The sequence below is a fragment of the Actinomycetospora lutea genome (genome assembly GCF_028737205.1).
GTDB classification, from domain to species: Bacteria; Actinomycetota; Actinomycetes; order Mycobacteriales; family Pseudonocardiaceae; genus Actinomycetospora; species Actinomycetospora lutea.
In genome coordinates, this window is record NZ_JAQZAL010000005.1 from 155,195 (window position 1) to 179,090 (window position 23,896).

General features: G+C 74.3%; 22 protein-coding genes. 13 read left to right on the forward strand and 9 right to left on the reverse strand.

Annotated elements, in window-relative coordinates:
* From PHK61_RS08090 to PHK61_RS08100, 3 genes are all read right to left on the reverse strand, one after another.
* Positions 1-2,310, reverse strand: coding sequence for a hydantoinase B/oxoprolinase family protein (locus PHK61_RS08090; RefSeq protein WP_274280466.1), 2,310 nt, complete (start codon positions 2,308-2,310; stop codon positions 1-3).
* A gap of 3 nt (positions 2,311-2,313) precedes the next feature.
* The gene (locus PHK61_RS08095) at positions 2,314-4,449 is read right to left on the reverse strand and encodes a hydantoinase/oxoprolinase family protein (RefSeq protein WP_274280467.1); all 2,136 of its coding nucleotides are present in this window, start codon (positions 4,447-4,449) and stop codon (positions 2,314-2,316) included.
* Between the two features lie 110 nt (positions 4,450-4,559).
* Positions 4,560-4,721 (reverse strand): DUF1059 domain-containing protein, encoded by a 162-nt coding sequence (locus tag PHK61_RS08100; protein ID WP_274280468.1) that lies wholly within the window; start codon positions 4,719-4,721, stop codon positions 4,560-4,562.
* A 125-nt stretch (positions 4,722-4,846) separates the two neighbouring features.
* Between PHK61_RS08100 and PHK61_RS08105 the strand changes: the two genes are divergently transcribed.
* Positions 4,847-5,620 (forward strand): AfsR/SARP family transcriptional regulator, encoded by a 774-nt coding sequence (locus PHK61_RS08105; RefSeq protein WP_274280469.1) that lies wholly within the window; start codon positions 4,847-4,849, stop codon positions 5,618-5,620.
* Between the two features lie 3 nt (positions 5,621-5,623).
* On the opposite strand, the gene PHK61_RS08110 is transcribed toward PHK61_RS08105, so the two are convergent.
* A complete protein-coding gene (locus PHK61_RS08110; RefSeq protein ID WP_274280470.1) occupies positions 5,624-6,412 on the reverse strand; it encodes an alpha/beta fold hydrolase in 789 nt (262 codons plus the stop codon).
* An 85-nt stretch (positions 6,413-6,497) separates the two neighbouring features.
* Positions 6,498-7,304, reverse strand: coding sequence for an SDR family NAD(P)-dependent oxidoreductase (locus PHK61_RS08115; RefSeq protein ID WP_274280471.1), 807 nt, complete (start codon positions 7,302-7,304; stop codon positions 6,498-6,500).
* Positions 7,305-7,378: 74 nt separating this feature from the next.
* Between PHK61_RS08115 and PHK61_RS08120 the strand changes: the two genes are divergently transcribed.
* Positions 7,379-9,778, forward strand: a complete 2,400-nt coding sequence (locus PHK61_RS08120) for a xanthine dehydrogenase family protein molybdopterin-binding subunit (protein WP_274280472.1) — start codon at positions 7,379-7,381, stop codon at positions 9,776-9,778.
* A gap of 115 nt (positions 9,779-9,893) precedes the next feature.
* A complete protein-coding gene (gene rox, locus PHK61_RS08125; RefSeq protein ID WP_274280527.1) occupies positions 9,894-11,360 on the forward strand; it encodes a rifampin monooxygenase in 1,467 nt (488 codons plus the stop codon).
* A gap of 272 nt (positions 11,361-11,632) precedes the next feature.
* Here rox and PHK61_RS08130 read toward each other — a convergent pair whose 3' ends face one another.
* On the reverse strand, positions 11,633-12,289 hold the full coding sequence (locus PHK61_RS08130; protein ID WP_274280473.1) for a TetR/AcrR family transcriptional regulator: 657 nt from the start codon (positions 12,287-12,289) through the stop codon (positions 11,633-11,635).
* 304 nt (positions 12,290-12,593) lie between these two features.
* On the opposite strand from PHK61_RS08130, the gene PHK61_RS08135 reads away from it, so the two are divergent.
* The 3 genes from PHK61_RS08135 to PHK61_RS08145 are packed head-to-tail and all read left to right on the forward strand — an operon-like array spanning position 12,594 to position 14,455.
* Positions 12,594-12,950 (forward strand): hypothetical protein, encoded by a 357-nt coding sequence (locus PHK61_RS08135; protein WP_274280474.1) that lies wholly within the window; start codon positions 12,594-12,596, stop codon positions 12,948-12,950.
* Between the two features lie 31 nt (positions 12,951-12,981).
* The gene (locus tag PHK61_RS08140) at positions 12,982-13,110 is read left to right on the forward strand and encodes a hypothetical protein (RefSeq protein WP_274280475.1); all 129 of its coding nucleotides are present in this window, start codon (positions 12,982-12,984) and stop codon (positions 13,108-13,110) included.
* 34 nt (positions 13,111-13,144) lie between these two features.
* Positions 13,145-14,455 (forward strand): phytoene desaturase family protein, encoded by a 1,311-nt coding sequence (locus tag PHK61_RS08145; protein ID WP_274280476.1) that lies wholly within the window; start codon positions 13,145-13,147, stop codon positions 14,453-14,455.
* Between the two features lie 6 nt (positions 14,456-14,461).
* On the opposite strand, the gene PHK61_RS08150 is transcribed toward PHK61_RS08145, so the two are convergent.
* Positions 14,462-16,165 carry a class I adenylate-forming enzyme family protein gene (locus PHK61_RS08150; protein WP_274280528.1) on the reverse strand — a complete coding sequence of 568 codons (1,704 nt, stop codon included), beginning with the start codon at positions 16,163-16,165 and terminating at the stop codon, positions 14,462-14,464.
* A 78-nt stretch (positions 16,166-16,243) separates the two neighbouring features.
* A complete protein-coding gene (locus PHK61_RS08155) occupies positions 16,244-17,011 on the reverse strand; it encodes an enoyl-CoA hydratase/isomerase family protein (protein WP_274280477.1) in 768 nt (255 codons plus the stop codon).
* Between the two features lie 58 nt (positions 17,012-17,069).
* On the opposite strand from PHK61_RS08155, the gene PHK61_RS08160 reads away from it, so the two are divergent.
* From PHK61_RS08160 to PHK61_RS08180, 5 genes are read left to right on the forward strand one after another with little or no spacing between them, the layout of a single operon-like run.
* A complete protein-coding gene (locus PHK61_RS08160; protein WP_274280478.1) occupies positions 17,070-18,287 on the forward strand; it encodes an enoyl-CoA hydratase-related protein in 1,218 nt (405 codons plus the stop codon).
* A 49-nt stretch (positions 18,288-18,336) separates the two neighbouring features.
* The gene (locus tag PHK61_RS08165; protein ID WP_274280479.1) at positions 18,337-19,611 is read left to right on the forward strand and encodes an aromatic ring-hydroxylating oxygenase subunit alpha; all 1,275 of its coding nucleotides are present in this window, start codon (positions 18,337-18,339) and stop codon (positions 19,609-19,611) included.
* Entirely contained in the window at positions 19,608-20,102 is a 495-nt protein-coding gene (locus tag PHK61_RS08170) for an aromatic-ring-hydroxylating dioxygenase subunit beta (RefSeq protein ID WP_274280480.1), read from the forward strand. Before PHK61_RS08165 ends, PHK61_RS08170 begins: the two co-directional genes overlap by 4 nt.
* On the forward strand, positions 20,102-20,359 hold the full coding sequence (locus PHK61_RS08175; RefSeq protein ID WP_274280481.1) for a hypothetical protein: 258 nt from the start codon (positions 20,102-20,104) through the stop codon (positions 20,357-20,359). The genes PHK61_RS08170 and PHK61_RS08175 overlap by 1 nt, the downstream gene beginning before the upstream one ends.
* Positions 20,360-20,368: 9 nt before the next feature.
* Positions 20,369-21,019: a TetR/AcrR family transcriptional regulator gene (locus PHK61_RS08180; protein WP_274280482.1), complete on the forward strand. Its 651-nt coding sequence runs from the start codon at positions 20,369-20,371 to the stop codon at positions 21,017-21,019.
* Here the strand turns inward: PHK61_RS08180 and PHK61_RS08185 are convergent.
* The gene (locus PHK61_RS08185; protein WP_274280483.1) at positions 21,006-21,815 is read right to left on the reverse strand and encodes an enoyl-CoA hydratase/isomerase family protein; all 810 of its coding nucleotides are present in this window, start codon (positions 21,813-21,815) and stop codon (positions 21,006-21,008) included. The two genes, PHK61_RS08180 and PHK61_RS08185, sit on opposite strands and share 14 nt — an antisense overlap.
* 53 nt (positions 21,816-21,868) lie before the next feature.
* On the opposite strand from PHK61_RS08185, the gene PHK61_RS08190 reads away from it, so the two are divergent.
* Both PHK61_RS08190 and PHK61_RS08195 read left to right on the forward strand, forming a co-directional pair.
* Positions 21,869-22,663: an SDR family NAD(P)-dependent oxidoreductase gene (locus PHK61_RS08190; protein WP_274280484.1), complete on the forward strand. Its 795-nt coding sequence runs from the start codon at positions 21,869-21,871 to the stop codon at positions 22,661-22,663.
* A gap of 54 nt (positions 22,664-22,717) precedes the next feature.
* Positions 22,718-23,890 (forward strand): acyl-CoA dehydrogenase family protein, encoded by a 1,173-nt coding sequence (locus PHK61_RS08195; RefSeq protein ID WP_274280485.1) that lies wholly within the window; start codon positions 22,718-22,720, stop codon positions 23,888-23,890.
* Positions 23,891-23,896 lie beyond the last annotated feature (6 nt).

Below are 23,896 nucleotides of genomic sequence, written 5' to 3' on the forward strand. Positions count from 1 at the left end.
TCAGGACCTCGCGTCCGCGAGCACCCGGCTGGTGCGCGTCACGTCGTCGACGTGCTCGACCGGCACGACCGCCGTCGAGATCGCCGTGAAGCACCCCGGGCAGCAGTACTGCCGGAAGTGCACCGCGCCGTCGACGTAGTCGCCCGCGCCGTCCACGACCTGCGGGCCGGCGTCGGTGACCGGCCCCTCGTAGCGCACGAGGTCGAGCTCGCCGACCGCGCCGGAGCCGAGCACGGTCGCGCAGTGCCGGCAGGCGACCTCGGTCCCGACCGCGACGAGGTTGTCGTCCAGGCGCCGGCTGTCGGTGAGGTCGACGGTGGAGCGGTCGCGGTCACCGACCGCGGCGCGGGCGCGACGGGCCTCCCGCAGCTCGCCGCGGCGGCGGTCGGTCGCGCCGGCCTCGACCGCACCGGCGCCGTCGAGGACGACGCCGTAGGCCTGCTCGGCCGTCGCGGCGGTGACCTTCTCCTCCCGGACGTCGCGGGCGACGTCGGCGGGGTCGCGGGTCAGCGGGTCGCCGTAGCCCCCGCCGCCCTGCCAGAACATGGTGAAGACCTCGCCGGGCGCCACGTACGTCTCGCCGTAGCAGGGCTGCAGCTCCGCGGTGCCGCCGATCTCCTCGAGGTCGGCGGGCAGCCGGCCCTCGTCCAGCTTCGCCGTGACGTCGCTGCCGCGCGCGATCCACTCCACCCCGGTGTTGCCGGGGTAGCCGCCCGCGAGCCCGTTGTTCTGGCTCACCGCCTTGCCGTTGGAGGCCAGCACGAGGCCGATCGGGAAGCTCGTGCCGTGCGGGGTGATCGCGAGCGACGCCCCGACACCGCCGCGGCGCCGTCCGGGACCGCCCGAGTCCGGCTCCTCGCGCCGCCAGAGCGCGAGCACCGGGTAGAGGAACTCGGTCATCTCGACGTCGGGCACGCGCCCCAGCGGGATGCAGAACAGCCCGCCGGTGTCCATCCCGTCGGCCTGCGGCTGGGCGCCGTACCCGCCCGCCATCGGGTCCATCATGATCGAGAGGAACGGGGTCGGGACGGCGCCGCGCTGGTCGAGCCCGGCGATGACGGCGGTGTCCCAGGTGCCGCAGCAGGTGGCCTGGACGTGCGCGTCCAGGCCCGGCGCCTGGTCGAGCATCTGGCTCAGGCACTCGGCGACGAGGTTGCCGGTCAGCCACGCCGGCCCGATCGGCCCGCGGCCGACCGCGGCCGGGAAGCTGGCGTTGTTGATCGTGCCTTCCTCGGCGACGAGGTCGAAGCAGCGCATCAGCCCGCCGGCCGACCACGGGATGTCGCCGGCGAGGATCGGCAGCAGCGCGAGCATCACCCCGCCGCGCATGCCGGCGTAGGTGCAGTTGACGACGCCGGACTGCGGGTCGGTGCCGGTGAAGTCGAACGTCAGGTGGTCGGCGGCCTTCGTCATCGCCACCGTGATCTTGTGCAGGCCGCGGTCGCCGGTGTGCGACTGGTCCTGGTAGCCGGTGGCGTGCCAGGTGCCGTCGGGGAGGTCGGTGAGCTTGCCGCGCAGGCGCGACTCGGCGTCGGCCATCATCCGCTTCATCACGGCCTTGACCGTGTCGGCGCCGTACTGCTCGATGACCGCGAGGAGGCGGTCGCGGCCGACGGTGTTGGCGCCGACCTTCGCCCGCAGGTCCAGCCCGATCATCATCGGCACGCGGGAGCGGCGGACCCAGACGTCGGCGACGTCGTCCTGCAGCACGCCGTCGCGCACGACCTTGATCGGCGGGGTGGGCAGCGACTCGGAGAAGACGTCCTGCGCGGCCGGGGAGAACGAGCCGAGACCGACGCCGCCGAGGTCGGGCTGGTGGGCGATCGCCGAGGTCCAGCCGAAGAGCTTCCCCTCCCAGAACACGGGCTGGTAGACCATCGCGTCGTTCTGGTGCAGCCCGCCGCCGACCCACGGGTCGTTGGTGAGGAACATGTCGCCCTCGGCGATGCCGGGGTTGGTCGCGCGGTGCTGCAGGGTCCAGTAGATGGCGAGGTCGACGGCGCCGACGAGCATCGTGTTGTAGAGCCCGACCTGGACCTCCTGGCCCAACTCGTCGGACACCGCGAAGTCGAAGTCGTTGGCGTCGGTGACGATCGGCGAGCCGGACATGCGCTTGAGCGCCTCGCCCATCTCGTCGGTGACCGACCAGAGGCGGTGGCGGATCACCTCGTAGGTGAGCGGGTCGAGCGCGTCGATCTGCTCCTGGGTGACGGTGTGCACCGGCAGGCCCGCCGGCAGCTGCGCGGCGAGCACGGCGGGGTCGACGGGGCGGCTCGAGAACCTCTCGGAGCCGGGGACGGCCATCACCATGGGTCAGGCTCCTTCGGGAGACGCAGCGGAGCGGAGCTCGACCATCGAACTCAGCTGGATGTGGAGGTTGCCGAGCTCGTCGACGGTGCCGGTGCGGCCGTCGGGGACGACGACGGTCGTCGTCGGGACCTCGACGACGGCCGGCCCGGTGATGACGTGGCCGGCGCGCAGCGCGGCGTAGTCGTAGATCGGGGTGTCGACGAAACCCTGGCCGATCTCGAGGTAGACCGGCCGGCGCCCCGACTCCGGCGGGTCGCCCTCGGCCGCGGCGAGCGGCGGGAGCTCGGGACTGAACGGGAGGACGCCGCGGCCGCGCACGCGGTAGGTGATGGCCTGGATGCCGGCGGCGCCGAAGCCGGAGCCCTGGCCGTAGAGCTCGGCGTACTTCTGCTCGAACCGGTCCGCCGCGGCCTGCATCGCGTTCTCGTCGAGCGGGCCCTCGCCGACCGGCACGGTGACCTCGGCGAGCTGCATCGCGTAGCGCATGTCGACCTCGCGGACGATCTCGACGCGGTCGAACGTGAGGCCCTGGCGGTCGAGGCCCTGGCGGACCTGGTCCTCGAGCTGCGCGAAGTTCTTCTCCGCGCGCACCGCGTCGACGGGGAGCTGGGCGGGGTCGGAGAGCTCCTGGGCGAGCGCGATGTCCGAGGCGGCCAGCCCGTAGGCGGAGAACGCCGAGGCGACGGGACCGAGCGGGACGACGACCTCGCCGACCCCGAGGTGGGTGGCGTACTTCGCGCAGAACGCCGGCCCGGAGCCGCCGAAGGCGTAGAGGACGAAGTCGCGGGGGTCGTGGCCGGCCTCGACGACGCTCTTGCGCAGCAGGTCGCCGGTCTGGGCGTTCTGCGCGGCGTGGATGGCGGCGGCGGCGTCCTCGACGGACAGGCCCAGCGGCTCGGCGATCCTCGTGCGGATCGCCTCGCGGGCGCGTCCGAGGTCGAGGGCCTTGCGGCCGCCGAGCAGGCCCGTCGTCGGCAGGATGCCGAGGACGAGGTTGGCGTCGGTGTTGGTGGGCTCGGTGCCGCCCTGGTCGTAGCAGGCGGGGCCGGGGTCGGCCTGCGCCGAGTGTGGCCCGATGCGCAGGTTGCCGCCGGCGTCGACCCACGCGATCGCGCCGCCGCCCGAGCCGATGGCGTGCACGCGCAGCGTCGGGACGTTGATCGGGTGGTGGTTGATGACGGTCGTGGTGTCGCGCTCCGGCTCGCCGTCCACGATGAGCCCGACGAGGAACGTCGTGCCGCCGACGTCGGTGGAGATGATGTTGCGGTGCCCGAGGCGCCGGCCGAGCTGGCTCGAGCCGACGACGCCGCCGGTGAGCACCGAGCCGACGGTGGAGATGGCCTGCTGGGGCGCCTCCGAGGCCGCGACGGCACCGCCGTTGGACTGCATGACGAGCAGCGGACCGGCGAGACCGCGGTCGGTGAGGCTGCTCTCGAGGTTCGTCAGGTAGTCCCGCAGGCCGGGGCCCACCTGCGTGCTCATGATCGTCGTGGAGTTGCGGGCGAACTCGCGGATGCGCGGGCTGACCTCGCTGGAGAGCGCGACGTAGATGTCCGGGTCGATCTCGCCCACCAGCTCGCGGATGCGGCGCTCGTGCACGGGGTTGCGGAAGGCCCAGAGCAGGGAGACGGCGATGGCGCGGATGCCGTCGGCGCGCAGCCTCTCGACCCGGCGGCGGACCTCGTCCTCGTCGAGGGCGACCACGACGTTGCCGTCGCGGTCGACGCGCTCGGTGACCTCGAGGGCGTGCCGCTTGGGCAGCAGCTGGTGGTCCTTGTCCTGGGCGAGGACGTGCTGCAGCTCGTGCGGGCTGCGGCCCAGGTAGCGGCCCTCGACGTTCATGATGAAGATCGAGTCGCGGTGGCCCCTGGTGGTGAGGAACCCGACCTCGGGGACCCGGCGCATGACCAGCGCGTTGAGGCTCGACGTCGTGCCGTGGGCGACGTGGTGGGTGTCGGCCAGCATCTCCTCGACCGAGCGCCCGAGCTGCTCGGCGAGCAGCTCGAGCACGTCCAGCACGCCCTGCGAGTAGTCCGGGGGCGTCGACGGCGCCTTCGCCGCGATGACCGATCCGGAGTCGTCGTCGAGCACCGCGTCGGTGAACGTGCCCCCCACGTCGACGCCGATCACATACGTCATGGCCACTCCTCATCGAGCCAGGGGCGTGACCCGAGCCACGCATTTGACGGTGCCGTTGAGTATTCGACACCAACGAAAGGCTCGTCAAGGGGCGGCGTGCGACCGCGGGATCAGTCGGGCACGAGCTCGATCCATCCGCGCACGACGTCCGGGGTCACCTGGCCGACGAGGTCGGGGTGGTCGGTGCGCACGTGCGTCAGCACCTGGTCGACGACCTGCGACTCCGCGCCCGCCCGGACCTCGAAGCCGCACTCGCACGTCACCTGGTTCATGGTCCTGCTCCTCCCGTGGGATGCGTCCGGCGCCGGGAACGATCCCGGCCCGCGCTTGCCACAACCTTGTCGTCGGATGGTCGCCCGCTGCCTAGACTCCCGGTCAGCGCGGCACGGGGAGGGGAATGACCGAGACCGCCCCAGCACCGCACGGCGACCCACCCGTGCGGATCCAGCTCCACGGCCGGTTCGCCCTCGCCGTCGACGGGCAGGGCGTCGAGCACCTGCTGCCCGGCCGGCGCGCCCGCCTGCTCGTCGCGGTGCTGGCGCTCTCGCCCCGCAGCGCGGTCGAGCGCTCGACGGTGATCGACGTGCTGTGGCGCCCGGCCCGCCCCGGGGACGGCGCGGCGGGGACGTTCGCCGCGCTGCTGTCGAAGGTGCGCACGGCGCTCGCGCCGGGGGAGATCCGCGGGCGGCGCACCCTGCAGCTGGTCCTGCCGCCGGGCTCGATCATCGACGCGGTCGTGGCGCAGGGCGCGCTGCACGCCGCCGAGGCGGCCGCGGCGCGCGAGGACTGGCCGCGGGCGTGGACCGAGTCGCTCAGCGCGCTGTTCGTGACCCAGCGCGGCCTGCTCGGCGACTTCGAGGACCCCTGGAGCGAGGAGCGCCGCGAGGAGGCCGCGCACCAGCACCGCCGCGTGCTGCAGTGCTACGCCGAGGCGTGCCTGCACCTCGGCCCCGGCGAGCGCGCCGGCGCCGAGCGCAGCGCCCGCACCCTCATCGCGCTCGACCCGCTGGCCGAGACCGGCTACCGGCTGCTCATGCGGGCCCACCTCGCGCAGGACGACCGGGCGGCCGCGCTGGCGGTGTACGAGCGGATGCGCTGCGCCCTGCGCGACCACCTCGGCGCCCTGCCCAGCCCGGCCGCCCAGGAGCTCCACGCCGAGCTCCTGGGGTGAGGCTCACGCGTCGAGGAACGTCGTCACCATGTCCGCGGCGAGCGCCGTGCGGGCGATGCCGCCGAAGTGCGTGGTGCCCGGCAGGACGGCGAGCTGGGTGGCCGGGACGCCGACGAAGTCGCCGTTGACGTCGCCGCCGCGCAGGCGCAGGAAGCGCAGCGCGTGCTCGAGGCGCACCGCGTCGCAGTCACCGACCGTGTAGAGCGTCGGCGCGGCGTAGCCGGCGATGTCGGCCTCGCTCCACGCCGGGCCGGGGTCGAGCGTGCCGAGCTTGTCGAGCAGGCCCTGCAGGCGCTCGGGGTGCGGCGACTTCGCGCGGTAGGAGTCCGCCATCGGCGTCCCCTCGATCATGTCGACGGTCATGGCACCGACGGCCTCGCTGTTCTCCGGGCGCATCCCGTCGGGGGTGAAGGCCGCCGAGGACACGACCGCGCGGCGGACCAGCTCCGGGTGCCGGATCGCGAGGGTCAGTGCCACCGCCCCGCCGACGCTGAACCCGAACACGTCCACCTGCGCGATGCCGAGGTGCGCGAGCAGCGCGACGACGTCGCCGGTGAGCTCCGGGATGGACAGCGGCCGGTCGATGTCGTTGGTGCGGCCGTGGCCCTGGAAGTCGGCGGCGATCACGGTCCGGCCCGCCGCCAGGTCGGGCAGCAGCGCGCCGAACTGCAGGTCGATGTCGAACAGGCCGCCGTGCAGGAGCAGCAGCGGGACGCCGCCCTCGCCGTGGATCTCGTAGTACATCTGCAGGTCGCCGAGGGGGGCGTAGCCGGTCGTCGTCGTGGTGCTCATCAGGATCTCCGAGGGGTGCGGTCCGTGCTGGCACCCTGGCGTCGAACGGCGTCGACCCCCTTCGACACACGCTCGGACATCGTCGTCAGGCGTCGAAGGCCCGCATCCCGGCGTCGAGGGCCGGCAGCAGCAGCGTGCGCGGGGCGAACCGCCCGCCGAGGGCGGTCAGCTGGTTGACCAGGCCCGGCGTGACGGCGCGGTCGCCGCGCGCCATCGCCGCGACGCCGGCCTCGGCGACGTCGCCCGCCTCCCCGACGAGCAGGTCGGGCACCTGGTCGAAGGCGTCGGTGCCGGCCGCGTCGGCGAACCCGGTGCGGGTCAGACCCGGGCTGACGGTGGTCAGGGTGACCCCGGTGCCCGCGAGCTCAGCGTGCACGGCCTCGGAGAACGAATGCACGAACGCCTTGCTGGCGGCGTAGGACGCAGCACCCGGGAGCGGCTGGAACGCGGTGATCGACGAGACGTTGAGCAGCGCGCCCGGACGTCCGCGCCGGGTCAGGGCCCCCACGGCGGCGACGGGGAGGTCGTGCAGCGCCAGGACGTTGAGGCGCACCAGGCCGTCGAGGGCGGCCCGCTGCTCGGCGTCGCCGGCGAGCTCGGCCACCCGCCCCGTGACACCGAAGCCGGCCGAGTTGACCAGGCCGACGACGCGCTCGTCGTCGAGCAGACGCCGGGCGGCATCCAGCCCCGCGTCGGTGCCCAGGTCCGCGGCGTGCACCTCGTGCTCGGGGCCCAGCTCCGCCGCGAGGTCGGCGAGCGCGTCCTCCCGGCGGGCGACGAGCGTGGTCGGGTATCCGCGGTGCGCGAGCGCCCGCGCGACGGCGGCCCCGATCCCCGAGGACGCCCCGGTGACGAGGACGCGGGAGGTGGGTCCGGGCGGCGGCAGCGGCATGATCGGGGAGTACCCGCCGGACTTGCGTTGGAGTGCACTCGAAGGCATAGCGTCGAGACGTGCCTGGTTCGATCATGGGAACGGCCGTCCGACGCGTCGAGGACCCGGAGCTGATCCGCGGTCACGCCACCTACGTCGACAACATCGTGCCGCCGGGGGCGCTGCACTGCGTCTTCGTGCGCTCACCGCTCGCGCACGCCCGCCTGGGAGCGGTCGACGTCGCGAAGGCCCGGGAGGCGCCGGGCGTCGTCGCGGTCCTCACCGGCGACGACATGACGGAGCTCCCCGACCATCGGCCGTTCATGGTCCTCAACGACGCCTGCGCGCGGCCGCTGCTCGCCCGCGGCAAGGTGCGCTTCGTCGGCGACATGGTGGCCGCGGTGATCGCCGCGACCCGCGCCGAGGCCGTGGACGCCGCCGAGCTCGTGGAGATCGACTACGACCCGCTCGAGCCGGTCGTGGACCCCGAGGCCGCCCTCGCCGAGGGCGCCCCGCTGCAGTTCGAGGAGCTCGGCTCGAACCTCGCCGCCGGGTTCCGCGACCCCGACGACGTGCGTCCGCTCGACGGCGCCGACGTCGTCGTGCGCGCCCGGATCGTCAACCAGCGCCTCGCCGTCGCGCCCATGGAGGGCAACGCGGTGACGGCGACGCCGGGGGGAGACGCAGCGCAGCGGATCTCGACCGGTGAGGACGGCGCGGACGAGCCGTACGACATGACCGTGCACGTCTCCACGCAGATGCCGCACGGCCTGCGCAACCAGGTCGCGGCCCAGTGGGGATGGGACACCGAGCGGGTGCGCGTCGTCGCGCCGCACGTCGGCGGCGGCTTCGGCGGCAAGGCCGGCCTGGCGCCCGAGCACGCCGTGGTCATCGAGGCGGCGCGGCAGCTCGGCCGGGCGGTGACCTGGACCGAGACCCGCTCGGAGAACCTCACCGCGATGCCCCACGGGCGCGGCCAGGTGCAGTACGGCGAGCTCGGGCTGCGCCGCGACGGCACGATCGTCGGGCTGCGCGCCCGGGTCGTCGGCGACTCGGGTGCCTACGCCGGGTTCGGCGGCGCACTCACCCTCGGGCCGACGCGGAACATGGCGCAGGGCGTCTACCACATCCCCGAGATCACCTACGACGGCGCCGCCGTCCTGACCACCACGACACCGATGGGCGCGTTCCGCGGGGCCGGGCGCCCCGAGGCCGCGGCGATGATCGAGCGGCTCGTCGACATGGCGGCCCGCGAGCTCGGCGAGGACCCCGCCGAGCTGCGCCGCAAGAACTTCCTGCAGCCCGACGAGTTCCCGCTGACCACGCGCACCGGCTCGCTCTACGACTCCGGCGACTACGGCCACGCCCTCGACGTCGCGCTGCGCGAGGCGGGGTACGACGCCCTGCGCCGCGAGCAGGCGCAGCGCCGCGAGCGCGGCGACCGCGTCGCGCTGGGCATCGGGCTCGCGGTGTACGTCGAGGTCACCGCCGGGGGCGGCGGCGGGGAGTACGGCGCGGTGAGCGTCGACGCCGATGGCGGCGCCACGGTCTCGGTGGGCACCTCGGGCCACGGCCAGGGGCACGCGACGTCCTTCGCGATGATCGTCGCCGACCGCCTGGGCGTGCCGATGGAGCAGGTGCGCTTCGTGCAGTCCGACACGGCAGCGGTGCCGCGCGGCGGGGGCACGGGCGGGTCGCGGTCGCTGCAGCTCGCCGGCTCCAGCGTGTTCGTGGCCGCCGACACCGTGCTCGCCCGGGCCCGTGAGGTCGTCGCGTCCGCGCTGGAGGCCGACGTCGACGACATCACGGGCACCGACGCCGGTCTCGGCGTCGCCGGTGTCCCCGACCGGGCGCTGACCTGGCGCGAGATCGCGGCCGCGGCCGACGAGCAGGGGGTGTCGCTGTCCGAGGCTCGCGACGAGACGCAGCCCGGCGCGACCTACCCGTTCGGCGCGCACGTCTCGGTGGTCGAGGTCGACCTCGACACCGGGCGCGTCACGCCCGTGCGCCACGTCGCCGTCGACGACTGCGGCACCGTGCTCAACCCGACGCTCGTCGCCGGACAGCAGCACGGGGGACTCGCGCAGGGCATCTCGCAGGCGCTGTGGGAGGGCTTCTCCTACGACGCCGACGGCAACCCGACCTCGGGCACGTTCGCGGCCTACCTGCTGCCGACCGCCGCCGAGGTGCCGATGTACGAGGCCTCGTCCACCGAGACCCCCACGCCCTACAACCCGCTGGGTGCCAAGGGCATCGGGGAGGCCGCGACGATCGGATCGACGCCCGCGGTGCAGAACGCCGTCGTGGACGCGCTCGCCCCGCTCGGCGTGCGCCACGTGGACATGCCGCTGACGCCCGACCGCGTGTGGCGCGCGATCCGCGACGCGGAGGCCGGCACGTCCGCGGACCCCTGGACCGAACCGCCGGCGTTCTTCGCGGACCTGCCGGTGCGGGGTGCGTCCGCCGATCCGGAAGCGGCATCGGTCGACGTGTAGGCATTCCCCCGCCGCCCCCAAGCTATAGCGCGGCGGGGGACTTGCCGCAAGACCCGGGGTGGTCCCCAGAATCGCGGTCCTCGGAGACGGACGCGAGGGGGAATGCGTGACCGACGTGGTCGACGTGGTGATCGCCGGCGGCGGGCCGACCGGCACGATGCTGGCCGCCGAGCTGCGGTTGCACGGTGTCGGGGTGGTCGTCCTGGAGAGGGACACCGAGCCGCCGCCGTACGTGCGCTCGCTCGGGCTGCACGTGCGCAGCATCGAGCTGATGGACCAGCGCGGAATGCTCGGGCGATTCCTCGCGGAGGGGAAGCGGTATCCGCTCGGGGGATTCTTCGCGGGCATCGCGAAACCGTTGTCGCGCGACCTCGACACCGCGCACGGGTACGTGCTCGGCATCCCGCAGACGCGGACCGACCGCCTCCTCGCCGCGCGGGCGGTCGAGCTGGGCGCCGAGGTCCGGCGCGGCGTCGAGGTCGCCGGGCTCGAGCAGGACGACGGCGGGGTCACGATCACCGCGGTCGACGGCACCTCGCTGCGCGCGCGGTACCTCGTCGGGGCGGACGGCGGGCGCAGCACGGTGCGCAAGCTGCTCGGGGTCGGCTTCCCCGGGGAGCCGTCCCGCCACGACACGCTGCTGGGCGAGATGGAGGCGACGGCGTCCCCGGACGAGGTGGCCTCGGTCGTCGCCGAGGTCCGGCGCACGCAGCTGCGCTTCGGTCTCGGGCCCTCGGGCACCGACGGGGTGTACCGGGTCGTCGTGCCGGCCGCGGGCGTGATCGAGGGCCGCGCCGCGTCGCCGAACCTCGAGGACTTCCGCGAGCAGCTGCGGGCGGTGGCCGGCACCGACTTCGGCGTGCACTCCCCCCGCTGGCTCTCGCGCTTCGGCGACGCCACCCGGCAGGCCGAGCGCTACCGCGTCGGGCGGGTGCTGCTGGCCGGCGACGCCGCCCACGTCCACCCCCCGACCGGCGGGCAGGGGCTCAACCTCGGCGTCCAGGACGCGGCGAACCTCGGGTGGAAGCTGGCCGCGGCGATCGCCGGGTGGGCGCCCGACGGCCTGCTCGACACCTACGAGGCCGAGCGCCACCCGGTCGCCGCCGACGTCCTGGACAACACCCGCGCGCAGATGGAGCTGATGTCGACCGAGCCGGGCCCGCAGGCGGCGCGACGGCTGTTCGCGCAGCTGATGGACTTCGACGAGGTCAACCGGTTCCTCATCGAGAAGATCACGGCGATCGGGATCCGCTACGACCTCGGCGACGGGCACCCGCTCGTCGGGCGGCGGCTGCGCGACGTCCCGCTCTCCGACGGGCGGCTCTACGAGCGCCAGCGCACCGGCCGCGGTGTGCTGCTCGACCGCACCGGCGGGCTGAGCACGGCGGGGTGGGCGGACCGCGTCGACCACGTCGCCGACCCCGGCGCCGGGCTCGACCACCCCGCGGTCCTCGTGCGCCCCGACGGCTACGTCGCCTGGGTCGGCGACGACCCGGCCGGCCTCACCGCGCGGCTGGCGCAGTGGTTCGGCCCGCCCGTGCGGGCCGGTCTCGTCACCGGCGCTCTCGCGGGCGGGGCGTGACGAGGGCGGGCGCGCACACCCCGCAGCGACGGCGCTGGGCGTCGAGGTCCTCCCCCGCGGCCCAGGCCCGCGCCACGTCGACCGCATGCGACCGGTGACCGGCGGGGACGTCCTCGGGTCGGTGGTGGTGCAGGGACCCGTCGGCGATCCCGGCGCGCACTGCGGCGACACCGGCGACGAGGCGGTCGGAGGCTCGCTCGGAGACTCTCTGGGGGGCGATACCCGGCGAAACGGTCACATCCTCCCAACGGCACGCTCCGCCCGGAACTCGATCACTCGATCGGGGCGGCGTGTCCCCGGCGCTCCCCGGGGACGCCTCCGCAGCCCGCCCAGACCATCGCCGCGGTGCGGGCCGCCCAGTCCTCGGCGAGGGGTTCGCCGCGGGCGGCGTGCGCCAGCCACGAGCCGGTCAGCAGGTCCTCCGCCGTCGTGTGGTCGGCGTGGCCGCGCAGGGCGCCGGACTCCACGCCGGCACGCAGGCAGGCGCGCAGGCGGGCGCGACAGGGCTCGAGGAGACGCCGGCGGATCTCCTCGCGGACGCGCGGGTCGGCGCCCGCGCCCAGTGCCACGGCGACGAGGGCGGCCACATCGTGCTCCACGACGAAGTGCCGGAACCGGGCGAGCTCGGCGACGAGGTCGGCGAACGCGTCGCCCGACGCCGGCGCGGGCCCGCGGGCCTCGATGGTGGCGACCGCGGCGAGCGCGAGCTCGGTCCGCCCCGACCAGCGGCGGTAGACCGCCGCGCGCGTCGTACCCGCCTCCTCCGCGACGGCGGCCACGGACAGGCCCGGCAGGCCCTGGTGGCGGAGGTGGCGCAGGGCCACCTCGAGGACGAGCCGGTCGATCTCGGCGTTGCGGGGCCGCCCGCCCACGTGCACCGCACCGTCACCGGACGCCGCCGGGCGGGGCGGCGCCGCCGGTGGGGGCACGGGAGAGTGCTCGGCCGCGGACACGACCCCTAGGTGACCCTGCCGGACGGATACACAAACGTGTCGTATCGCTGCGGACAGTGACCGCTGCCCGCCACGCCGTCCGGCTCTCACCAGGGGCGATCATGACTGCTCCGTCAGGGTGACGTGTGACCACGGACTCCCTGCGCCACCGGGGTGACCGATACAGACCGTGTTGCTCACGGCGCTGTGGCGAGGATAACGTTTGGGTCGATTCGATACATGGCTGCTGTGTATCGCCGGGTGGGCGCAGGGGCGGCACGGCGGCGGGGAGGGACTCATCGTGATCACGAACCGCGATCTGGACGTCATCGGGGTCCGCGACCTCGGCGACCTCGCCGCCCCGGCCCGGCCGGCGCCGCTGGACGAGATCACCTACGAGCTCCTCTGCGAGGTCCCGCCGTCCCGCGACGGGTGGTCGCTGCTGTGCCGTCGCGCCGGCCGCATCGCGTGGTCGATGCCCCTGGCCCCGCGTGGTGCGGCGCCGCGGGTGCGCCCGGCCGTCGCCCAGGCCGTGGCCGTGCGTGTGCTCACCGAGCAGGGGGTGTTCGTCAGCGGGTGGAACCACGTCCCCGACGACCAGGACGGCGCGCACTTCGTCGCCCGGCGCCCGCAGACGGCGCCCGTCCTGCCCGTGTAGGCCCGCCCCGCGGGCGATCTTGCCTCGCCCCGTGAGCCGACCTCGGGCGCTGGTGGCGGGCGGTTCCGGCGGCATCGTCCGGGCGTTCGGTCGCCGCCTCGCGGCCACGGCCGGCCCGCTCATCCCGACGCGCTTCCCCACATCTTTGAATACAGACTAGAAAAACTGGGCGGCGTGGGCGACGATCCGGACCCATGGAGCACCCCGCGGTCGACGTCCTGGTGATCGGCGCCGGCGCGGGCGGGCTGTTCACCGCCGCCCGGCTCGCCCACCGCGGCTACCGCACGCTCGTGGTCGAGCGCCTCGACCGCCTCGGCGGGCGGGCCTCGAGCGAGGTGATCGACGGCTTCACGGTCAACAACGGTGCGATCGTCATCGAGACCGGCGGGATCACCGAGGCGACGTTCGCCGAGGTCGGCGCGCGCTTCGACGTGCGCCCGGCGACGCCGCCGATCCTCTACCGGCTCGGCGGCAAGGACGTCGACGTCACCGGCGGCGGCTGGGGCTACCTGCTGGGCAAGCTCACGCGCCAGGGCGCGAAGCTGCTCGACGGCCTCGGCGCGGCGCGCACCGACGACGGACTGCCCGACGGGGAGCTCTCGACCGCCGACTGGGTGCGCCGGTACACCGCGAACGAGAAGGTGCACGGGATCTTCCGCAACATGTGCGCGTCGATCTTCGCGGTGAGCTCCGAGGACCTCCCGGCGGCGGTCTTCCTGACCTACTTCACCCGGCGCAGCGCGTTCAAGAGGTTCGGCTTCTGCCCCGAGGGCACGATCGGTGTCTGGCGCGCGCTGGCGGACGCGATCGAGGGCACGGGCCGCGGCGAGGTGTGGCTCGACAGCGAGGTGTCGTCGCTGCGGCTCGGTGCCGACGGCACGGTCAGCGCCGCGACGGTGCGGCGCGCCGGGCGCGACATCGAGGTCACCTGCCGGGTCGCGATCAGCGACGCCGGGCCCGCGGCGACCGCCGACCTCGTCGGGCGCGACCGCCTGCCCGCCGACCACACCGCCGCCGTCGACACGACGCCGTGCGCGATGCTGGTGGTCAACTTCGCGAGCCGCGAACCCCTGGTGGAGGCACCCGGACTGCTCAGCTTCGCCACCACCCGGCGCATGGCCTACGTCGCGAACTTCACCGCGACCTGCCCGGAGATGGCCCCCGACGGCTGGCACCTCTACAACGGCACCTCGGTGCCCGAGCCCGCGACCGGCGCGTTCAACGCCGACGCCGAGCTCGAGCTCCTCCACGCCGACCTCCGCGAGCAGATCCCCGGGTTCGACGGGGCGCGCGTGCTCTCCACGACCGTGTGGCGCGACGCGTGGCCGCCGCAGCGCGCCGTCGCCGGCCACGACCTGCCGCACACCACACCGATCGCGAACCTCTGGAACGTCGGCGACGCGGTGAAGCAGTACGCCAACGGCGGCACCACGGCGTGCGCCGAGACCGCCGCGCTCGTCACCGACGAGATCGCCGCGCGGTACCCGGTCGCGGCTCTGCGCTAGGTGCAGCTAGGCGGGCGCCGGCTGGGTCTGCGCCACCATCCGCGCCAGGCGGAACTTCTGCACCTTGCCGGTCGGCGTCGTCGGCAGGTCCGCCGCCTCGAGGAACACCACGCGCCGCGGCACCTTGAACCGCGCGAGCTGCTCGCGGCACAGCGCGACGAGCTCGTCGGCGGTGACCGCCGCGCCGGCCTTCGGCACCACGCACGCGACGCCGATCTCGCCCCAGCGGTCGTCGGCGACCCCGACGGCGAACGCCTGGCTGACACCCGGGTGGCGGGAGAGGACCTCCTCGACCTCCTTGGGCATGACGAGCTCGCCACCGGACTTGTAGAGCTCCTTGCTGCGCCCGGTGAGCACGACGTAGCGGTCCTCGGTGAGGTAGCCGAGGTCGCCCGAGCGCACCCAGCCCTCGTCGTCGAGGGCCCGCGCGGTCTCCTCGGGCTTGCCCCAGAAGCCCAGCATGTTCGTCGGCCCGCGCGCGGCGAGCTCGCCCTCGCCGCCGGCCGGCAGCGGCTCGCCGGTGAGCACGTCGATCGTGCGGTACTCGGTGAGGTCCCCGGTCTCCGGCAGCCCCGCGGACCCGGCGAGCTTGACCCGGCCCACGGTCCCCGCGAGGCGCTCGAACGGGTCCTCGGGCAGCGAGAGCGTCATCGCCCCGCCCTGCTCGGTCATGCCGTAGCCGGTGACGATCTCGTCGACGCCGAGGGTGTCGCGGACCTTCTCCCACAGCCACACCGGCGCCGGCGCGGCGCCGGAGAGGATCGCGCGCAGGCTGGAGAGGTCGCGCGTCGCGAGGTCGGGGTGCTCGAGGATCGCGACGGTCATCGTCGGCACGCAGAGGATGTCGGTGGCGCGGTGGCGCTCGATGCCCTCGAGGTAGCGGCCCGGGTCGAACGCGGTCTGCGGGATGATCGCGCCGCCGACCATCATCGCCGCCATGAGGCCCTCGACGTAGCCGAACATGTGGTAGCAGGGCAGCGAGAACAGGATGCGACGGCCGTCCTCGAACGCCCGGGTCAGCGCCGACGCGTAGCCCGTGCGCTGGCTCGCGTCGTGGGTGATGAGCACGCCCTTGGGCGAGCCGGTGGTGCCCGACGTGTAGAGGATGTCGGCGACGTCGTCGGCGGCGCCACCGCGGCCCGCGCTGCCGCCCGGGTGCTCGCGGCCGAGCTGTTCGAGGTCCTCGACCGACCCGACGCCCTCCCGCCACCGCCCATCGGTCGAGAGCGTGACGACACCCCGCAGGTCCGGGAGCGCGTCCTGCTCGCCGCGGTCCCACCCGGGCGCGATCTCGTCGAGCATCCCGAGGTGGTCGAGGCCCGCGAACCCGGTCATCGTGATCAGCAGGTTGGCCTGCGACTGCTCGAGGACGTAGTGCAGCTCGTCGGTGCGGTAGAGGAAGTTGAACGGGATCGCGACGGCGCCGGCGCGCGAGATCGCGAACTTCAGCGGCACGAACTCGACGTAGTTCGCCATCACCAGCCCGACCCGGTCGCCCGGGCGCACGCCCAGCGCGACGAGCCCGTCGGCCAGGCGCTCGGTCCACGCGGCGACGTCGGCGTAGGTCACCGTCCGGTCGTCGGTGATCACCATCGGGCGGTCGCCGAACTCCTCGGCGCACCGCGCGAGCCGCTCGTGCAGCGCCATCGGCGTCCACTCCGGGAAGCGCCGCCGCAGCGCGTCGCGTCGTTCCTCGAGGCTCGCACCCATCACCGCACCACTCCCCGGGCCGTTCCCCCGTTTTTTAGTCGCGAGAAGAATATGGGCGACCCGTGACCCGGACCACCCTCAGTTTCCGCGGGCGCGGAACCGGGCCAGCCGCTCGCTCACCGCCGGGTCGGCGAGGTGCTCGAGCACCACCGCGGTCTCGCGCGCCAGCCCGTCGGACAGCGGGGCGCGCAAGCCCTCGTGCACGAGCCGCTTCGTGCGCGCCGCCGCCCCGGGGTCGACGCGCAGCAGGCGCTCGACGACCTCGTCCACCAGCGCCTCGAACCCCTCGGCGGGCGCGCTGCGCCAGGCCAGCCCGAGCGCGACCGCCTCGTCGCCGGAGAGCCGCTCGCCGAGCAGGATGTGGGTCAGCGCGCGCTGCGGCCCGAGCAGGCGCGGCAGGCGCTGCGAGCCGCCGCCCGCGGGGACCTGGCCGAGGCGCGCGTGGTTGTCGGCGAGCACCGCGTCGTCGCGCACCACCACGACGTCGGCGGCCTGCACGAACTCGAAGCCGCCCGCGGTCGCGGACCCCTCGACGGCCGCGACGACCGGCACCGGCAGTGTCGCCACCACCGAGCACGCACGGTGGAAGGCGTCGAACAGCCCGCGCAGCGCGTCCCCGCCCGCGGCGCGCCGCCGCGTCACCTCGTCCACGTCGCCACCCGCGCAGAAGTGCCCGCCGGCGCCGCGGACGACGATCACCCGCGCGCGGGTCGCGAGGTCGACGAGGTGGTCGTGCAGCGCCTCGGCCAGCGCCACGGTGATCGCGTTGCGGGCCCGCGGGCGGTGCAGGACGACGTGCCCGACGTCCCCCTCGAGCCGGGCCAGCACCGGGGCGTCCTCGGACACGGTGACTCCTCTCCCACGGCGTGTTCTAATCTATATTAGAAGAATGAGGAGGGCCTGCATGACGTCCCACGAGAAGTCCGCGCGCCTGCTCTACGACGCGCTCGCGACGGGCGACCGCGCGCTCCTCGACACGCTGCTCGACCCGGCCTTCACCGGCGAGGCCACCGAGGGGCTGCCGTTCGGCCTCGGCGGCGCCCACCACGGCGCCGAGGCGATGATCGACGACTTCTGGTGGGCGATCGGGCAGCACTACCGCGCCCGCGCCGAGCCCGCCCAGTTCCTGGCCCTCGCCGACGGCGGGCTCGTCGTCCTCGGGCGCTACACCGGCAGCGCGCGCGACGGCGGGCGCGCGCTCGACGCGGCGTTCGCGCACGTCCTGACCTTCGCCGACGACGGCCGCATCGCCTCCCTGCGCCAGTACACCGACAGCGCCCGCTGGGCCCAGGCCCTCGATCCGGCTGCCACCCGGTCCGCGCCCGCCGGCCAGCGGGAGCTGCGCGTCGTGCGCTACGACGTCGCCGACGGTGTCGCGACCGTCGAGCTCGACCGTCCCGAGGCCGGCAACGCGATCGACCCCACGATGGTCGAGGACCTCGACGAGGCCACCTTCCGCGCCGCGCACGACCCGGCGGTGCGCGCGGTGCTGATCCGCGGCGGCGGACGCAGCCTCTCGGTCGGCGGCGACCTCGCGTACTTCGCCCGCCATGCCGACGACATCCCGGCGCGCCTGCGGGGGATCATCGACCGCTACCACGTCACCCTCGACCGGCTCGCCACGCTCGAGGCGCCGGTGGTGTGCGCGGTGCACGGGGCGCTCGCCGGCGGCGGGCTCGGCCTGGCGCACGTCAGCGACATCGTCGTCGCCGCCGAGGACGCCAAGTTCGCCGTCGGCTACGGCGCGATCGGGCTGGCCTCGGACGGGGCGAACACCTGGTACCTGCCGCGCCTGGTCGGGATGCGGCGCGCCCAGGAGATGTTCCTGCTCAACCGCGTGCTGACCGGTCCCGAGGCGCTCGAGGCCGGGATCGTCACCGAGGTGGTGCCGGCCCGCGAGCTCGCCGCGCGGGCCCGGGATCTCGCGACGACCCTCGCCGCCGGCCCCACGCGGGCGTTCGGGCACATGAAGCGCCTGCTGCTCGCGAGCCAGGACGCGACGCTGTCCGACCAGCTCGCCGAGGAGTCCCGGCGCATGACCGCGAGCGGCGCGACGGCCGACGCGCGGGAGGGGATCACGGCGTTCGTCGAGCGCCGGCGTCCCGACTTCCGGGGACGCTAGGCCTCGGCGCGGGTCCGGGTCCGAGCACGAGGAGCAGAGGAGGCACGCCGTGACCACCACCGACGTCGATACCGACCCCGAGGCAGCCCGCATCCGCTCGCTGGTCCTCCCCGACCGCGTCCACGGCTCGATCTACACCGACCCCGACGTCTACGCCCGCGAGCTCGAGCGCATCTGGTACACGACGTGGGTCTACGTCGGGCACGCGAGCGAGGTGCCTGAGCCCAACGACTACGTGCGCAAGACGATCGGCCCGCAGCAGGTCGTCATGACCCGCGACAAGACCGGCGCGATCCACGTGCTGCACAACCGCTGCTCGCACCGCGGCAACCTCGTCTGCGACGCCGAGCGCGGCAACGCCGGCTCGTTCCGCTGCCCGTACCACGGGTGGACGTTCGCGAACACGGGCGACCTGCTCGGCTTCCCGTTCAACCAGGGCTACGGCGGCTCCTCCGCCCGCGCGCAGCTGCCCGGCCTCGCCACCGCCCCGCGCGTCGAGTCCTACCGCGGCTTCGTGTTCGCGAGCCTGTCGCCGGACGGGCCGACGCTGCGCGAGCACCTGGGCGCGGCGGCCGAGCGCCTCGACCGGCTCTGCCGGCTCTCCCCCTCCGGCGAGGTGGAGCTGACCGCGGGCTGGGTCCGCCACGAGGTCACCGCGAACTGGAAGATGCTCGTCGAGAACGAGACCGACGGCTACCACCCGCAGTTCGTCCACTCCTCGATCTTCTCGATCTCGGGCAGCGGCATCGGCGCGCTCTACAGCGACAAGTCGACGGCGGTGACGCGCGCGCTCGGCGGCGGGCACACCGAGAACGACCTGAGCCCCGAGTTCCGCCGCCTCGGGGTGCCGATGGGCTGGGCGGGCACGCCCGAGGCCAAGATCCCGGACTACGTCGCCGCCATGCGCGACGCCTACGGCACCGACACCGCCGACGAGATCATGATCGACGGCTCGCCCCACGTCATGATCTTCCCGAACCTGTTCGTCGCGGAGATCCAGCTCTTCCAGATCCAGCCGCTCGCGGTCGACCGCACCGTCCAGCACGTCACCGCGATCCAGTTCGCGGGCGCGCCCGACCTCAACCGCCGGCTCGTCACCCAGTGCGTCGGCTCGGTCGGGCCCGCCGGGATGCTGCTGGCCGACGACGCGGAGATGTACGAGCGCAACCAGCGCGGCGTCGCGCAGCGCCGGCCGGAGTGGCTCGACCTGACCCGCGGGCTCCACCGCGAGCGCGTCGACGACGACGGCCACACGATCGGCACCGCCACCGACGAGACGTCGATGCGCGCGATGTGGCGGCACTACCTGGAGCTGATGACATGACCACGGCGCTCGCGATCGACCTCCGGGAGGCCGAGCAGTTCCTCTACCGCGAGGCGCGCCTGGCCGATGCGTTCGCGCTCGAGGAGTGGGAGGCGCTCTGGACCGACGACGCCGTCTACCACGTGCCGGTCGACCCCGACGCCGACCCGCGCACGCACATGTCGATCGTCTTCGACAACCGCGGGCGGATCGCGACGCGCATCAAGCAGCTGCAGACCGGCCGGCGGCACTCGCAGCGCCCGCCGTCGCGGCTGTGCCGGTCGGTGACGAACGTCGAGGTGCTGGGCGTCGAGGGCGGTGACGACAGGGGCGACACCGTCGTCGGTTCCGTCGTCCAGATCCTCGAGTCGCGCGACCGCGGCGCGACGTGGTGGGTCGGGCGGGTCACCCACCGCCTGCGTCGTCTCGACGGCGAGCTGCGCATGGCCGCCAAGACCGTGGTCCTCGTCGACAGCGACCGCGCCCTGCCGACGATGTCGTTCCTGATCTGATGGACGTCGTCGCCAGCGAGTTCGCCACCGTGTCCGTCTCGGTCGACGACCACGGCAACGGCACGCGCCTGCGTCTCGAGGACCTGCGCACCGGGACGGTGCGCTTCCTCGACGCGCTCGAGCTGGAGTCGATCGTGTGGGCGCCGGAGAGCTGGATGCGCGCGCTGCTCGACCCGTCCCAGCACCGGTGGCGCGACGCCGACCGGGGCCCCGCGCAGGAGTCGATGCCGGAGCCGCCCGAGGAGCCGCCCGCCTAGGATCACGCCGTGCCCCGGGAGCGGACCGCGCGGCCGTCGGCCGACGGCGCGCCCACGTCGGGACGGAAGTCCGCCCGCACGCGCGAGCGCATCCTCGCCGCGGCCGCGCAGATCCTCAGCCGCAAGGGCTGGGCGGGCACGCGGCTGGTCGACATCGCCGAGGTCGCCGCGGTGCAGGCGCCCGCGGTGTACTACTACTGGACCTCGCGCGAGGACCTGCTGGCCGAGGTCGTCGTCACCGGCCAGCAGGCGACGCTCGAGCACGTCGTCGCGTCGCTGGACGCCCTGCCCGCGGACGCCTCGGCGTTCGACCGGATCGACCGCGCGATCGCGGCGCACCTCGAGGTGGTGCTGCGCCGCTCCGAGTTCTCGCTGGCCGCGATCCGCAACGCCGCGCAGCTGCCCGACGACATCCGCGAGCGCCAGCTCGTCGGCCAGCGCGCGTACGCCGACGTGTGGCGCGGGCTCGTCGAGGACGCCGTCGCCGCCGGGGAGCTGACCGCCGACGTCGACGCGCGCGCGGCGCGCATGCTCGTGCTCGGCGCGCTGAACTGGGCGCCGGAGTGGTGGAACCCGGAGCGCGGGCCGCTCGAGGAGGTCGTCGCGACCACCCAGCACGTCGTGCGCCGGGGGCTCGCCAGGGCAGCTAGCGGCCGGTGAACCGCGGCGCCCGGCGCTCGATCACCGCGTCGAGGCCCTCGCGCGCGTCGGCGGTGCCCGACAGCTCGGAGACCGTGCGCGCCTCCTCTCCCAACTGGGCCTCGACGCGCGCGCCGAGCCCGGACCAGAGCAGGCGCTTGGTGGCGGCGAGCGCCTGCGGGGCGCCGGCGGCGAGGCGCAGGGCGAGCTCCTCGGTGCGCGCGGCGAGCTCGTCGTCGGGCACCACCGCGGTGAGGATGCCGGCGTCGAGCGCCTCGGCGGCGGACAGCACGGGGTTGGTCAGCGCGATCTCCATCGCCTTGCGCAGGCCCACGAGCGCCGGGAGCGTCACCGTCGCGCCCGCGTCCGGCGCCATGCCGACGCGGGTCGCGCCGCTGAGGAACTGCGCGGACTGGGCGGCCACGACCAGGTCCGCCGCGCACACGAGGCCGAAGCCGCCGCCGCCCGCCGCGAACCCGTGCACCGACGCGACCACCGGCGCGGGCAGCGCGAGCAGCGCCTGCACCACCATCTGCAGCCGCGACGTGGCCTCGCGCAGGTAGTCCGGGAGGCCGGTCCCCTTGCTCGCGAACGTCTTGACGTCGCCGCCGGCACAGAAGTGCCTCCCCTCGCCGGAGATCACGAGCACGCGCAGACCCGGGCGCGCGTGGCACGCCATCACCGCGTCGTGGAACGCGCGCAGCAGCTCGACGTCCAGGCCGTTCGAGGCCTCCGGCCGGTTGAGCCGCAGGCGGGCGACACCCCGGTCGTCGACGTCGAGCAGCACCGGTCCGGACCCCACGAGCTGCTCGCCCACCGGTACCCTCCTCGCTGGTTTCTAATGCGGATTAACCGTACACGGGAGGGCCCATGGAGCTCGCGCTCGCCGACGCCCGCGTCGTCGTCACCGGCGGCGCGTCGAACATCGGGCGCGGCATCGTGCACGGGTTCGCGCGCGAGGGGGCGCGCGTCCTGCTCGTCGACCGCGACGGCGAGCAGGCCGCCCGCGTACGCGAGGAGGGGCTCGCGCTCGGCGCCGCGGCGGTGGAGGTGCTCGAGCTCGACCTCACCGTCGAGGGTGCGGGCGGGCGGGTGGTCGGTGCGGCGGTGGACCGCTTCGGCGGCGTCGACGCGCTGGTGAACAACGCCGGCTGGAGCGTCCCCGGCTTCCTCACCGAGCAGACCGACCGCGCGCTGTGGCAGCGCACGATCGAGACGAACCTCTACACGGCGATCGACTGCACGCAGGCCGCGCTCGGGCCGTTGGGCGAGGCCGGCGCGGGGTCGATCGTGTTCATCTCCAGCGACGCCGCGTTCGGCGCGATCCGCCAGGGCGTGTACGGCACGACGAAGGCGGGGCTCATCGCGCTCGCGCGCACGACCGCGCGCGAGCAGGGCCGCCGCGGGGTGCGCGCGAACGTCGTGTGCCCGGGGCTCGTGCTGCCCGAGGAGGGCGGGGTCGGCGCGGACAGCCTCTGGTCCGCGGGCCGGGACGCGATCTTCGACGAGGACCAGGTCGCGTCCGTCCTCGAGCAGCAGCCGCTGCGTCGGCTCACCACGCCCGGCGACGTCGCCGACGCCGTCGTCTGGCTCTCCTCCCCGCGCGCGGCGCGCCAGGTGACGGGCCAGGTGATCGCCGTCGGCGGTGGTTCCTCCATGCCGTAGACACGGCCGCACTCGTTTTTTATTCTCGATGAGAATCCGAGCACGGGAGCCCGCGTGAACAAGACCTCGATCGTCCCCGAGACCGACGAGCGCGCGGCGCTGCGCGAGGCCGTCACGGGCCTGGTCGGTCGCTACGGCCACGACTACTTCGTCGCGCGGGCCCGGGCGCACGAGGAGCCGACCGCGCTGTGGAAGGACCTCGGCGCGGGCGGCTTCCTCGGCGTGCACCTGCCCGAGCGGTACGGCGGGGGCGGCGGCACGCTCGGCGACCTCTCGGTGGTCGTCGAGGCGGCGTCGGCCGCGGGCTGCCCGCTGCTGATGACCGTCATCTCGCCCGCCATCTGCGGCACGATCCTGGCCCGCCACGCGTCGGAGGAGATGAACCGGCGCTGGCTCACCGGCATCGCCGACGGCTCGACGAAGATGGCGTTCGCGATCACCGAGCCGGACGCCGGGTCGAACTCCCACGAGATCACGACCACCGCGCACCGGGACGGGGACGGATGGCGGTTGAGCGGCACCAAGTACTGGACCTCCGGCGTGGACGAAGCGGACGCGATCCTCGTGGTGGCGCGCAGCGGCACGGCGGAGGCCGGCAGGACGCGCCGTCCGCTGTCGCTGTTCGTCGTCCCCACCGACTCCCCCGGCCTGACCTGGCAGCCGATCGAGGCCGCGCTCGTGCAGCCCGAGCACCAGTTCACGGTGTGGTTCGACGACGTCCCGCTCGGCCCCGAGGCGCTCATCGGCGACGACGGCAACGGGCTGCGCCAGGTGTTCTCCGGGCTCAACCCCGAGCGCATCACCGCGGCCTCCATCAGCAACGGCATCTCGCGGTACGCGCTGGACAAGGCCGCGGCGTACGCGACGCAGCGCACCGTGTGGAAGGGCGTGCCGATCGGCGCGCACCAGGGCGTCGCGCACCCGCTCGCCGAGGCCTACATCGGCGTCGCGCAGGCACGGCTGATGACGGCCCGCGCCGCCGAGCTCTTCGACGCCGGCGCCGATGCGGCCGAGGCGTCGAACATCGCCAAGTTCGCCGCCGCCGACGCGTCGCTGCGCGCGCTCGACCAGGCCATGCAGACCCACGGCGGCAACGGCCTGGCGCTGGAGTACGGGCTCGCCGACCTCTGGTTCCTCGCGCGCATGCTCAAGACCGCGCCGGTCAGCCGCGAGATGGTGCTGAACTTCGTCGCGCAGCACAGCCTCGGTCTTCCGTCCTCGTACTGACGCGCG

Excerpts from the sequence above, each read along its gene's own strand:
- PHK61_RS08190 (WP_274280484.1), top strand. The coding sequence starts at position 21,869 with ATGGAGCTCGCGCTCGCCGACGCCCGCGTCGTCGTCACCGGCGGCGCG.
- PHK61_RS08105 (WP_274280469.1), top strand. The coding sequence starts at position 4,847 with ATGACCGAGACCGCCCCAGCACCGCACGGCGACCCACCCGTGCGGATC.
- PHK61_RS08100 (WP_274280468.1), bottom strand. The coding sequence starts at position 4,721 with ATGAACCAGGTGACGTGCGAGTGCGGCTTCGAGGTCCGGGCGGGCGCG.
- PHK61_RS08120 (WP_274280472.1), top strand. The coding sequence starts at position 7,379 with ATGGGAACGGCCGTCCGACGCGTCGAGGACCCGGAGCTGATCCGCGGT.
- PHK61_RS08095 (WP_274280467.1), bottom strand. The coding sequence starts at position 4,449 with ATGACGTATGTGATCGGCGTCGACGTGGGGGGCACGTTCACCGACGCG.
- PHK61_RS08175 (WP_274280481.1), top strand. The coding sequence starts at position 20,102 with ATGGACGTCGTCGCCAGCGAGTTCGCCACCGTGTCCGTCTCGGTCGAC.
- PHK61_RS08170 (WP_274280480.1), top strand. The coding sequence starts at position 19,608 with ATGACCACGGCGCTCGCGATCGACCTCCGGGAGGCCGAGCAGTTCCTC.
- PHK61_RS08160 (WP_274280478.1), top strand. The coding sequence starts at position 17,070 with ATGACGTCCCACGAGAAGTCCGCGCGCCTGCTCTACGACGCGCTCGCG.
- PHK61_RS08110 (WP_274280470.1), bottom strand. The coding sequence starts at position 6,412 with ATGAGCACCACGACGACGACCGGCTACGCCCCCCTCGGCGACCTGCAG.
- PHK61_RS08145 (WP_274280476.1), top strand. The coding sequence starts at position 13,145 with ATGGAGCACCCCGCGGTCGACGTCCTGGTGATCGGCGCCGGCGCGGGC.
- PHK61_RS08150 (WP_274280528.1), bottom strand. The coding sequence starts at position 16,165 with ATGGGTGCGAGCCTCGAGGAACGACGCGACGCGCTGCGGCGGCGCTTC.
- PHK61_RS08115 (WP_274280471.1), bottom strand. The coding sequence starts at position 7,304 with ATGCCGCTGCCGCCGCCCGGACCCACCTCCCGCGTCCTCGTCACCGGG.
- PHK61_RS08090 (WP_274280466.1), bottom strand. The coding sequence starts at position 2,310 with ATGGTGATGGCCGTCCCCGGCTCCGAGAGGTTCTCGAGCCGCCCCGTC.